The organism is Streptomyces sp. AC550_RSS872, from assembly GCF_019049285.1.
Lineage (GTDB): Bacteria > Actinomycetota > Actinomycetes > Streptomycetales > Streptomycetaceae > Streptomyces.
The window spans coordinates 1-11726 of sequence record NZ_JAGMUL010000083.1 but is presented as its reverse complement, the minus strand read 5'-3'; the positions used below and the strand labels follow the sequence as shown (position 1 = coordinate 11726).

At 71.3% G+C, this 11726-nt stretch carries 8 protein-coding genes and 1 tRNA gene; 2 read left to right on the top strand and 7 right to left on the bottom strand.

The annotated features are described in order from the left end of the window. Positions 1 to 36: 36 nt before the first annotated feature. Positions 37 to 120, top strand: a tRNA-Leu gene (locus KUM44_RS28025). A 302-nt stretch (positions 121 to 422) separates the two neighbouring features. Here KUM44_RS28025 and KUM44_RS28020 read toward each other — a convergent pair. From KUM44_RS28020 to KUM44_RS27990, 7 genes are all read right to left on the bottom strand, one after another. Next, positions 423 to 1121: a ribosome-inactivating family protein gene (locus KUM44_RS28020; protein WP_217212275.1), complete on the bottom strand. Its 699-nt coding sequence runs from the start codon at positions 1119 to 1121 to the stop codon at positions 423 to 425. Between the two features lie 352 nt (positions 1122 to 1473). Further along, positions 1474 to 2904, bottom strand: coding sequence for a hypothetical protein (locus tag KUM44_RS28015; protein ID WP_254390220.1), 1431 nt, complete (start codon positions 2902 to 2904; stop codon positions 1474 to 1476). Beyond that, positions 2901 to 4178 carry a glycosyltransferase gene (locus KUM44_RS28010; protein ID WP_217212273.1) on the bottom strand — a complete coding sequence of 426 codons (1278 nt, stop codon included), beginning with the start codon at positions 4176 to 4178 and terminating at the stop codon, positions 2901 to 2903. The genes KUM44_RS28015 and KUM44_RS28010 overlap by 4 nt, the downstream gene beginning before the upstream one ends. Positions 4179 to 4314: 136 nt before the next feature. Next, on the bottom strand, positions 4315 to 4785 hold the full coding sequence (locus tag KUM44_RS28005; protein WP_308402742.1) for a carbonic anhydrase: 471 nt from the start codon (positions 4783 to 4785) through the stop codon (positions 4315 to 4317). Positions 4786 to 5419: 634 nt separating this feature from the next. Continuing rightward, positions 5420 to 9139, bottom strand: coding sequence for a helix-turn-helix domain-containing protein (locus KUM44_RS28000; protein WP_217212271.1), 3720 nt, complete (start codon positions 9137 to 9139; stop codon positions 5420 to 5422). Between the two features lie 582 nt (positions 9140 to 9721). After that, positions 9722 to 10084 (bottom strand): DUF1304 domain-containing protein, encoded by a 363-nt coding sequence (locus KUM44_RS27995; RefSeq protein ID WP_217212269.1) that lies wholly within the window; start codon positions 10082 to 10084, stop codon positions 9722 to 9724. 504 nt (positions 10085 to 10588) lie between these two features. Then, complete coding sequence (locus KUM44_RS27990; protein WP_217212267.1) at positions 10589 to 11239, bottom strand: FMN-dependent NADH-azoreductase; 651 nt, start codon at positions 11237 to 11239, stop codon at positions 10589 to 10591. A 113-nt stretch (positions 11240 to 11352) separates the two neighbouring features. On the opposite strand from KUM44_RS27990, the gene KUM44_RS27985 reads away from it, so the two are divergent. Then, positions 11353 to 11726, top strand: a 374-nt coding sequence (locus KUM44_RS27985) for a helix-turn-helix domain-containing protein (protein ID WP_254390219.1), incomplete at its 3' end; no start/stop codon positions are given.

Here is an 11726-nt window from a genome sequence, read left to right as displayed (position 1 = left end):
CGGACCGCAAGGGAAGAGCCCGAGGACACACCCAATGCGCGGGTGGCGGAATAGGCAGACGCGCTGGATTCAGGTTCCAGTGCCCGCAAGGGCGTGGGGGTTCAACTCCCCCCTCGCGCACAGTGAGAACCGATGAAACGGGTCTCTGCGAGTGACGGAAGTCACCGCAGGGGCCCGTTTCTCGTTTCCAAGATCGCTGTGAGGCATCACACAGCTTGAGCAGGTCATACGACAGGCCCCGACGCGTGAGCTATCTCACGGGTGGGGCCTGTCTCTGTGGTGCTGCCGTGCGGGATCGGATTGATCTGTGCCGCCGGTGTGAGGTGGCCGGTCGGGGTCCGGCTCCCCGGTTCTCCGATCGGGCGGCGATCAGGAGGTCGGGGCGGTTGGTGTGGCCGATGAAGTCATCGCTGACGGCCGGCCTAGTTACGTATCAGGCCGACCTGCTGTGCGGTGACGAAGACGTCGGAGCCGGTGGCCATGCCGTGCGCGATGCGGTGGGCGATGGGGCGGAACCGGGAGGCCTCGGTGATGGCGATGATGTAGCGCAGCATGCCGCGCGCCTGGGCGGTGCGGTCGGTGCCGGGGATGCCGAGGTCCCTGAGGCTGTTCTCAAGGCTGCGCTCGTTCAGGTTGACGGCGGTCAGTGACTGGTTCGCGACGCGGGTGAGGGTGTCGTAGCCCTGCTTGCCGAGGAACCAGTTGTCGTCGGCGTCGTCATGGTCGGGGACGTCGGAGGCGAGGTTCAGGACGAAGTTGTGCGGGGTGTCGCTGGAGAAGAACCGCACGACGCCGAAGTCGCTGAGCCGCACGATCGCATGTACTGCGGAGGTGTGGTCGCCGCTGCTGATCACGATGTCGGCGAAACTCCGGCTCTCCGCGTTGCCGGTGGCGGCGACGCCGTTGGCCGAGGTCTCGGCGAGGTTGCGCAGCTGGTCGAGCATGGTCAGATAGGCGCCCGAGCCGCGGTTGATGTTCCAGCGGACCTGTGGGAAGTCGACGTGTCTCCTGCCGGCGACGGTCTCGGCGGGGGATGCCTCGGTGCCCCTGGGCACCGTGAAGAACACCAGGATCCCGAGAAGGACGGACAAGGCGACCGCGATCAGGACGCTGGTGGGCATGGTGTGCTCCGGTGGTTCGACGTGTGGCGATGTCACGACCGACGCTCACAGCCGGGAGGTTGTTTGGCAGGCCCCTTTTGCCGCCGCATACAATTCCGGAGGACAGAGTTCCACATTTCTTGTCCGGACGTAACACTCTGTCGTCGCTCTACGTCTCTACCTCACTGGCTTTCGCCTCCGACGGCACGACGTATCGACACCTCCGAGCAACCTCTGGCGGGCGGCACGCTGGTGCCGGACGCCAGCCACAGGTCGGACTGGCGGTGCCGGCCGCTCCAGCCACAGATGGACGGCGCCGCAGTGGGCCTGGGGGCCGCATCGCCCTACCGGTCCTGAGGCGCACAGCCAGCCGTCATGGACGCACGACGACGGTCCATCCGGGGTGGTAGGTGTCCGGCACCGGAAAACTCTGCCAGTCGCGTGCCCAGTGCGGTGGCTTCCCCCCGCGAAGGACCAGCGCACTGGGGGGCGCCGGGGGATCCGTCTCCGAGACAGTGCAGCCCGCGCTATGGGCGATGGGAATCGTCGCACTGTTCCCCGCGAGGACACACGGCGGGTGCACCCCGTGCTCGCGCAGCACGGAGGCGATCCGGACCCAGTCTCCGCGGGCCCGCTGATGGTTGCCCGCAAGATAGTGGACGAGCCCGGCCTGGATGCCCAAGTGCCCGAGGAGTACCAGGGCGAGCACCGCGGCTGTCGGCACCGAACGGCGGGTGCGGGCCCGGTGGACGACGGCGAGGAGCCCGACAGCGGCAGGGAGCGCCAGCAGGGCGTAGGCCGGCAGCAGGAACCGCGGCGCGGCGTAGGGGACGAGGAAGAGATACGGCGCCGCCGCGGCCACCGCCACCGCCACCGACAGCCACAGCGGTGCGGCGGACCGGCGAGCCCGGCGCTCCGCCCACAGTCCCAGGCCGACCAGCAGCGGCAGCAGCACCCACCACTCCGCCACGGGCAGCCGTACGCTGTCGCCCGTACAGGGACGGCACAGCAGCGGGCCGTCCAGCGCGGTGAAATGGGCGCCCAGGGAGAAGACGGCCCGCAGGCCGCCCTGGGCCTCGTCGGCCTCCGCGAGCCGGCTGCGCACCCCGCCGAACCGCACCTCGGCCTCGACGACCCAGGGCAGCGCACCCGCCGCGAGTCCGGCCGCCACGGCCGACAGACGCCCCTTCAGGCGGCCGTCGCCGCGCAGTGCGGGCATCAGTACGGCCGCCAGGAGCAGCGGTGCGGCGACGGCCACACCGTCGTTGGGCCGCATCAGGGTCACGACCGCCAGGCCTGCCGCGACACCCGCGTACCGGGGACGCGGCGCGAGGAAACAGCCCAACGCGGCGGTGGCGCCCATCGCGGTGTAGTGGTTCGGCATCGCGGAACCGGCGTAGAACAGAGTGATCCACAGGCTGCCGTACAGCCCGGCCGCCACCCACACCGCCGCCGGGCGGTGCACGATCCGCAGCCAGGGCCTGAATCCCAGCCAGAGAGCACCGCCGGCCAGCAGGAGCAGCCACACCCTCAGCAGCACCGTCGAGTCGCTCCAGGAGGCGATCGGAGCGAGCAGCAGGGGGACCCCGCGGGTACGCGGGGCGCTGAACGGGGTGGCGGGACCGTACGATCCGAAGCGGCTGGCGTACACGAGCTCGTCCCAGCCGAGCGGCAGGGTGAGCGGTACGAGGACGGCCGACACCAGACAGAACCCGGCGGCCACGATCCACAGCATCCGCTGTGCCGAGAGCATCCGCTGTGCCGAGGCCGTTGTGCGATCCGCGTTCATGCGATCCGCGTTCATCCGACCCACCCCAGCTTGCGTCGCCCGCGGCGTACAGCCGCGCGGGAGAGGATGCCTGTCGTGGCGGCGAGCACGGTGGCACGGTCGAGCCAGTCGGCCGGGCCGGGCGGTGGCGGAGCGGCCCGCCCGGCCCGCTCCTCCAGCAGTGTGCTGAACAGGCGCTCGTAGCGGTCGGCGATGCCATCCGGCGTGAATCGTTTCGCCGCACCGGCCCGGGCGGCCCTGCCCATCTCCGCACGCCGTCCGTCGTCCCGCATCAGTGCCAGCAGCGCGTCGGCCACGCCCCGGGTGCTGTCGCGCGGGACGAGACAGCCGTCCACACCGTGGCGGATGATCTCGCCGGGCCCGTGGGGGCAGGCGGTGCTCACCACGGGCAGGCCGCAGCGCATGGCCTCCACGATCGTCATTCCGAACGACTCGTGCGCGGAGGTCACCGCGGCGATGGAGCCCTTGACCCACTCGGCCTCGATGGGAGTGGCCGGACCCATCAGGAAGACCCGGTCACCCAGGCCGTGGTGGGTTATCCGGTCGGCTATCCGGGCGCGCTCCGGGCCGTCCCCGTAGATGCGCAGGGACCAGTCGGGGCAGGCCGCGCCGGCCAGGGCGAACGCGTCGACCAGCATCTCGTACCGCTTGACGCGGGCCAGCCGTCCCGCCGCGACGACGACCTTGGCCGCCGCGTCGGCCGGCGGCACCGGGGGTTCGGGAACGCTGTTGGGGATGGCCAGCACCCGGGTGTGCGGCAGCCGCATGCCGCGCCGGTGGTCGCGCGCGTCGGCCTCGGTCATGGTGACCAGCGCGTCGAGACCGCCGTACCAGCGCTGGAGTTCCGTCCGCAGTCGGTGCGGGTGGTTGTTGTGGGTGAGGTGCTCCTGGCCGACGCGTACGGCATGGCGTGGCCCGAACCGGGCCACCAGCGCGTTGAGTCCGGCCCTGGTGCCCACGATGACGTCGGCGTCCGTCTCCCGCAGCCAGTCGATGATCCGCTGCTCGGCGAGCCGGTGGTACTGGTGCGAACGGCTGTCCCCCTTCGGGAAGACCTCTCCGGCCCGCTGGGCGAGAGGGTCCGCCGCGTCCGCGGATCCTTTGCGCCGGTCCACCAGGGCCCGCAGCGGCACCTTTGGCGGCCGCCCCAGTTGTGGTTTCTCGCTGTGCCGGAACACCGACACGAGTTCCACCTGGTGTCGCCCGGCGAGCGTGTCGGCGAGCGTCATGGTCGTCCGTACGGTGCCGCCCATCGCGTAGGCGTTGTGCAGCAGGAAGGCGATGCGCACGTGCGGCGTCCCCCGGTTTCCCTGTGAAATGGCTGGTCAGTGTCACTGTGTTCGCCTTCGGCGAGGCGACCGCACCCGTGCCGGCCAGAGCCGGCGGAGCTACGGGCGGGCCCTGCCGCCCGCGTTCTGCGAAGGCTCAGCGCGGGCCGGTTCGAGCCCGAAACGGCCGGCGACCGATCCGGGTGGCCGGTGGCGGCGCCTTGCGCGGGCCCGGTCGGGCGATCTTCAGGCGGAGGGTGCTCCGGTGAGGACTTCTGCGCGGCCGGTGTCGAGTGAGTAGTAGGCGCTGACCACGGCCGGTTCGCCCTTCTTCACGCCGGGGGGTGAGCTCCTGGTTGGAGCGCGGGGCCGCGGAAGTCTGCTTGGTGGGGATGCGGATCATGGCGTCCACCGGCTCGGGGTGCGTGTCCTTGGCCGCCTCGTCGTAGGCCGGCTTCAGGGCTTCGGCGATGGCCTGGAGGCTGCCGGGCCGTTTCTTCAGTTTCTCGCCGGCCTTCATCGCCTTGTACGCGGCCTTGATGGCGCCGCAGCGCTGGTGTCCGAGGACGACGATCGGCGGGGTGCCGGAGGTGGAGGTCAGGAGGCCGTACTCGACGGAACCGGTCACGACGCGCCAGGGTGGTGACGACCTGGCCGACAGTGATCTTGCGGGTGCCGCGTCGCGGCGGCTGCTGAGGCGCCTCCGATTCGGGAGCGTCATCGCGCCGGTGGAAGACATGTGCTCTTCTCCGGGTGACTCAGGGTGCCGGGATCCGGCCTTGCTGCACCGACGCTCGCAACCGGAATGTTGTTTGGCACGCCCCTTTTGCCAGGCCGGACAATCCTGTGTTCGGTTGCGGACCGGCCGGCGTCAGAGGCTTCCGCCGCGCTTCCTCTGTCGGGCCGCCCCTTGACAGTGCTTGCCCGGCATCCGCGCAAGGTTCTCGGCTCCGGGTGACCGGGCGTCCGCCAGCGCCTCACGCTCGGCGACGGGTCGCCGGTGAGGGAGATTGTTCGGCCTGGTGGGTGGGACGGGCTGGAGGGACAACTCCAGGGCCTCTGAGGATCGACCCGTCGCTGCCCCGGTCCGCCCCCACGGCCGGGGCAGCAGCCCGACCCCGATCGACGGTTCGGGAATCCGACGGGAGAGCCGCCCATGAGATCCGGAAGACCGGCCTGCGCCGAACGGCCGCGCTAAGTGGTACTGGGCGAACGGGACATGCCGACCCGGCCACTTTCATGATTCACGTCACCGGGGACGGTCAGGAGCAGACCCGCCTGTACGGCTGGTCCGGAACGTAGGTGTGCCACTGCGCACGAGTCAGCTCGGCCTTCCCGGCACGGGCGCAGACAAGGGACACCGCTCGGTCCGGATCCACCACGTACCGCTGGAGCGGGACGTGCTTGCCGCCCGCGTACAGCGTGGTGCTGTCCGGGCTGAAGGCGAGCGTGTCGACGCTTCCACCGGGGGTGGGCAGGGAAGGGCCGAGGGGCTGCTGGGTCGCGATGTCCCAGAGTTGGACGGTGCCCGAGTTGCCGCCGACGGCGAGTGTGCTGCCGTCCGGACTGAACGCGAGAGACGTGATCGCCTCGGCTGAGCCGGAGGACGGATCGACGGGCGCCGGAAAGACGTTCCTCAGGATGCCCGCTCGGTGCCGGAGGTCGCCGTCCCAGACGGCCACCCGACCTGTCCAGTCGCCCGCCGCCAGTCCGGAGCCGTCGGGAGCGAAGGCGATGGCTCCGATTCCGTCGTGCTGGACGAGGTCATGGGTGTGGGACCGGCCCGCTCGGACGACGCGGTTGTCGGTCAGGAGGAGCTTGCCGTCCGGGCTGACGGCCAGATGACCGCCGCCCGGGCCGGACAGGCGTGCCGTCCTGCGCTGCCGCGTGGTGTCCCATGTCTCGTTGAAGTAGCCGTCTTCGGTCAGACGTGCGGTGAGGAGTGTACGACCGCCCGGTCCCAGGGCGATCGCGTCCGTAGACGTCGTGGACGTCGTCGCCAGGTCCACCGTGGTCTTCGCGTGTCCGGCGGCCACGTCCCACACCGTCACACGCTGAGGCGCCGTGTCCCAGGGGGCGGAGATTCCGTACGCGAACATGCCTCCGTCGGGGCTGAAGGACAGCAAAGGCTCGGTGACTTCCCCTTGGACTGTCGGGTTGCCGGTGCGGAAGGCGGGCCATGACGGGGTCGGCAGGGTGCGCAGCAGACGGCCGTCGCGCGTGTTCCGCAGCTGGAAGACGTAGCGGTCACCGATGCGTTCGGCGGTGGCGAGCGTCCTGCCGTCGGGGCTGAGCCGGACCCCGGCGAGCGGACTCTTGCGCCAGGCTCGGGTGAGCGTCGTGGTGAGGTCGAGGGTGTGGACCGTGCCCCCTTCGAGGTACCGCAGCAGGGGCCGCGAGGAGTCCCAGGCGAGACCGGAGAGCGACGCGTTGCCCAGGGAGTGCCGGAAAACGGGGGCGCCGCCGTCGGGCATACGCCACACCCTGATCTCCTGGCCGCCGCCGGTCGCCAGAAACGAGCCGTCCGCGCTCACGACGGCGCCACGGGCACCCGGGTGCGCGACGTCGGCGAGCTCTCGTCCCGACGTGGTGTCCCATACACGCACCCGGTCCCCGTTGAGAGTGAGGAGCCGGCCGCCGGTGAGGCCGAGGAAAGTACGGTCACCATCACAGACGCCGCGAGCGCTCGTCCAGGCACCGGACCGGACGCTGCGCGCGGAGGTGTCCCAGACCTGCGGGGCCCGGCCGCGCGGGCAGACTGCCAGCAGCCGGTCGTCGGCCGCCGCGTCGGCGAGCTCCCCGCTGCCGGCCGACGGGGTCCGGAAGAGCAGATGGCCGTCGAGGGAGTAGAGCCCAGCCCGGTCGTCGAACATGCTCGTCACCAGGTAATTGCGGCCACTCGCCCCGAAGCGCACGGTGTCCCCGAGCGGCAGGGGACCCCCGATCCAGCGCCTCGTTCGGGTGTCCCACAGCCGCTGGGTCCTGGCAGAGGCCGAGATGACGAGCACCCGGCCACCCGGACCCGCGGCGAGTATGTTCCCGTGAGGTACCGGCCCCGAGGCGATACGGCGGTGGGTGTCCACGTCCCACGTCCGCCAGGTGTCGTCGCCGATGCTGTGCAGAGTGCGCCCGGAGCTGTCGAGGTACCGGGTCGGTTCGTCACCGGGCGCCGGGTCGGTGAAGGTGTCCAGTTCGGGCTGGGCCAGCGCGCCCAGCAGGGCTCGGCGGGACTCCGGCAGCTCAGAGATGCGCCATGCGGCTACGCCGAGCAGCATCGCGGTGCGCGGGTCGGTGCTGCGCAGCGAGTCGGCGACCGCGGCCACCCGGCGGGCCGCCGTGTCGGTGGTCTGCTTCTCGCTGTCCTGACGCAGTCGCACGGCGGTCAGGCCGACGACCAGGGCCACCGCCAGCACGGCGCAGAGCGAGGCCGTGAGCGTGCGGCTGCGGCGCCGGGCCCGGGTGGCGGCCCGCTGCTCCGCCGCCCGCTGCTCCGCCGCGGCGCCCAGGAAGGCCGTCTCCTCGGACGTCAGACCGTCGTAGCCGCCGCCGTCGCCCGCGAACAGCTCCTCGGCCCGCGCCAGGCGGGTGCCACGGTAAAGCGTGCCCGGGTCGCGGTCGTGCTCCAGCCAGGTGCGGGCGGCATCGGTCAGCTGCCGGTGGTGGCGCAGCCGCTCCCGGTCCGTGTCGATCCACTCGCGCAGCCGCGGCCAGCAGGTGATGAGCGCCTCGTGGGCGAGCTGCACTCCGTCGTCGTCGGTGGTCAGCAGCCGGGCCCGGGTCAGCCGCCCGGCGACGGCTCGCACTTCGGGGTCCTCCCACCCGGCCATCTCCTCCCAGCTGAGCGGGCGGCGCGTGTCGGCGTTGCCCTGGCCGGGCTCGACCATCCGCAGGAGCAGGTGCCGGGCGGCGTGCGCCTGCGCCGGTGAGAGTTCCCCGTACGCCTCCTCGGCGCTGGCCGCGATCGCGCCGCGTACCCCGCCGGCCGCTTCGTACGCGTCCAGGGTCAGCATCCGTCCCTTGCGCCGCCGCCAGGTCTCCAACAGGGCGTGGGACAGCATCGGAAGTCCGCCGGGCTCGTCGAGCACGTCCTCGACGATCCGTGCGGTCAGGGCCCGCTCCACGATGAGTCCGGCCGCCTGCGCGGGACCGACCACCGCCTCGCGCAGCTCGTCGGCGGTCATGGACCTGACCAGGAACCCGCTCCTGTGCAGCGCCTGCGCCAGTCGCGGGTGCTCGGCGCACCGCGCATAGAAGTCGGACCGTACGGCTATGAGCACGCGCAGTCGGCTTCCCGGGTCGCGCGCGGTGAGCAGAAGGTCGAGGAAGCGGTCCCGCTCGGCGCGTTCGCGGCAGAGGGTGAAGACCTCCTCGAACTGATCCACCACCACCCAGCTCTCCGGATCGTCGGCCTCCGGCGTCAGCAGATGTCCGTAGGTGGTCGCGGGCCGGGCTCCTGGTGTGAGGATGCGAAGCACCGCGGTACGTCCCTGCTGCGCGATCTTCTCCCGCAGCAGGGGAATCAGACCGGCCCGCAGCAGGGAGGACTTGCCGCTGCCGGACGCCCCGAACACCATGGCGAACGGGGACCCGCACGTCAGCTCGCCCAGCTCGTCGATCAGCCGGTCCCGGCCGAAGAACAGCTCACGGTCGTCCGGCTCGAAACGCGCGAGGCCACGGTAGGGCGGTGCGGAGTCGGCATCCTCCTGCCTCTCCTCCCCGGCCAGCGCCTCAGCCTCCGCCCACCGCGCCTCCCACGCAGCGGGGTCCTCCCCGCATGCCTGGACGTAGGCCTGGAGCACCGCCAACGACGGCAGTCGCTCGCCGCTCGCCGCCTTCGCCAGGGTCGTCACCGAGAAGCCGGCCTTCTTCGCCATGGCCCGGTACGACACGCCACCCGCCGAACGGCGCAGCTCCCGAAGATCATGGGCGAGTCGCTGCACGGGACCGGCCGCCGGGTCGACCGGTAGTTCGGGACGGCCCATCGCGAAGCCTCTTTCACACACAAGAAGAAAAAGCTGATCAGCAGCACAAGGTACTTTTCGTCCCCCTCGGGCGAGAACCCTTCCCGACTGTGATGTCCGCCGGAGAAGTTGTTCGTACCAGCGGTTCTGAGTCTGTTTTCCCTGATGAGAGGGGGATGGCTGACAACTCCCGGGTGGCCGGGCTCCTCGACACGGTCGAGTTCGATGTCGCTGGTCGCCGAGGGCCCGGAGACTGATCGGACAGCAGAGCCTGCTGCCGGCCACGGCGACCGGAGCGGTCGCCGGACGCCTCTCGCGCCCGGCGGCCGCCCGATCATGGACGTGCTGCTGTGGTACCTGCTGCCGTATCTCGTGCTGCTCGCCGGTGTCGTGGGACTGGGCGGCGTGTTCATGGGCGGAGGACGGTCGCGGTCGCTGCTCCGGATCACCCTGTTCGGCGCCCTGGTGCAACTGCCGCCGGCCTACGGGCTGAGCTCGCTGCCGGCCCTCGGGGTCCGTGGGGTGTGGCTGTCGGTGATCATCGGTACGGCAGCCCAGTACACGATGACGCTCCTGCTCTTCCGGCGGCGTCCGGGGCGGGACTCAGCCGGCCGCGATGACCGCGGCGAGGCTCACGGCGGCGGGCAGTGCCTGGGCGAAGAGGATGCGGCGGTTGGCGGTGGCCGCGCCGTACACGCCCGCGACGATGATGCAGGACAGGAAGAAGATCTGGACGCGGTAGCCGGTCGGGTCGTCGGCGATCAGGCCCCAGACCAGGCCCGCGGCCAGGAAGCCGTTGTAGAGGCCCTGGTTGGCTGCCAGGGGTGCGGTGGCGCGGGCCATCTCGGCGTCGAAGCCGGAGAAGCTGCGGCCCGGGCCGCGCTGCCACAGGAACATCTCCAGGACCAGGATGTAGACGTGCAGCAGCGCCATGAGGGCGACGAGGACGACAGAGAGCGTATGCATGCGGTGATTGTGCCGGTGGGCCGTCCGGCCGGCTCGGTCGGGGCGGTCGGACTTTCGGCCGGGCGGCTCGCTCCGCGGTCCGTGAACGGTGGCCGTTCGGCCGACGTGGCGGCCCTCGCCTCGCCGCGAGATCGGAGCTCCCCCTCTCCAGGAGCCCACCGATGCCACCCGAGTCGCTCTCCTTGGTCGCCGGAGTCGGGCCGGGCGGCCCGGTCCTCGCCCCCGCAGCCCCCGCAGCCCCCGCTTCCCTCGTCACCCCCGCGCGCCAGGCGCCACCCCGGAACAGCCCGACGCCGCCCGCTCATACGCCTCGTACGCCTCGTCTGCGCCGCCGCATACCCCGCGACGTGCTGTTCTGGCTCGGATGCGCGGTCTTCGCGCTGTCGCTGGTCCTGGGCACCAACCTCACCCCGCACCGGATCTGGGGCGGCTCCGCGGCACGCGCACGCGTAGAGGCCCGGACCGCTCGACCGGGGCCTTACGCGCGCGTGCCCGTCCGCGGGACTAGGCCGCGAGCCGCTGAGCCAGCTGCTTCGCCTTCGCGGAGGCCTCGGCGAGGGCGCGCTCACGAGAGGCCTCGAAGAGCGGGACCAGGTCGGCCATCCCCGGGTCGGCCGGGGCCATCGTGAGCTCCGGGACGATGAAGTCGAGGTCGGCGCCGAGGAAGTCCGCCAGCACCGCCGACAGGTAGTTCTGCACGTACTCGTAGCCCGCGCGCGGGGTGCCCGGACCGTAGGCGCCGCCGCGGCTGGCCACGACGGTGATCGGGGTGCCCTTGACCGACTGGGCGTCGCCCGCCGTACGACCGAACAGGACCACGTTGTCCAGCCAGGCCTTCAGCGTCGACGGGATCGTCAGGTTGTACATCGGCGCGCCGATCAGCACCGCGTCCGCACGCTCCAGCTCCTCGATCAGCTTCACACGCTCCGCGAAGGCGGCGGCCTGCTCGGGGCTGTGCGTGGCCGGGTCGGAGAAGCCGGCGGTGTGGGCGTGGGCGGTGATGTGCGGCACGGGCTTCGCGGCGAGGTCGCGGTGGATCACCGTGCCCTCGGGGTGCTGTTCCTGCCAGGCGCTGCGGAAGGCGTCGGCGACGGCACGGGAGGAGGAGGCGTCGGCCGGGAAGACGGAGGAGTCGATGTGCAGGAGCGTGGCCATGAGGGTCTCCAGAAGGACGAAACAGAAGTGGCTGAGAATTTGTACACGACTATGGATAGCACAGTTACTTACTTTTCTTCACCCCCATGCCGGAGGGCAGTACCCTGAAGGACATGGCGGCTGACATGGCGGGTGGGACGGCGGGTGAGCAGAGTCACGACGTAGGGGCGTGCAAGCAGGTCGACAACGGGATCACCCAGGTCTTCCAGCTGCTCGGCAAGCGCTGGACAGGCCCGATCGTGTCCGTCCTGACCGCGGGGCCGGCGTACTTCGTCGCCCTGCGCCGGGCGATCCCCGGCATCAGCGAGCGCATGCTCTCCGACCGGCTCACCGAACTCGCCGCCGCGGGACTGGTGGTACGCGAGGTCTATGAGGGGCCGCCGCTGCGAGTGGTCTACCGGCTGACGGAGGCGGGCGCCGCGCTGGAGCCGGCGCTGACCGAGCTGGGCGGGTGGGCGAAGACGTATCTGGGGGGCGGGGCGGGGTC

Excerpts from the sequence above, each read along its gene's own strand:
- KUM44_RS27990 (WP_217212267.1), bottom strand. The coding sequence starts at position 11,239 with ATGGCCACGCTCCTGCACATCGACTCCTCCGTCTTCCCGGCCGACGCC.
- KUM44_RS28020 (WP_217212275.1), bottom strand. The coding sequence starts at position 1,121 with ATGCCCACCAGCGTCCTGATCGCGGTCGCCTTGTCCGTCCTTCTCGGG.
- KUM44_RS28000 (WP_217212271.1), bottom strand. The coding sequence starts at position 9,139 with ATGGGCCGTCCCGAACTACCGGTCGACCCGGCGGCCGGTCCCGTGCAG.
- KUM44_RS28015 (WP_254390220.1), bottom strand. The coding sequence starts at position 2,904 with ATGAACGCGGATCGCATGAACGCGGATCGCACAACGGCCTCGGCACAG.
- KUM44_RS27995 (WP_217212269.1), bottom strand. The coding sequence starts at position 10,084 with ATGCATACGCTCTCTGTCGTCCTCGTCGCCCTCATGGCGCTGCTGCAC.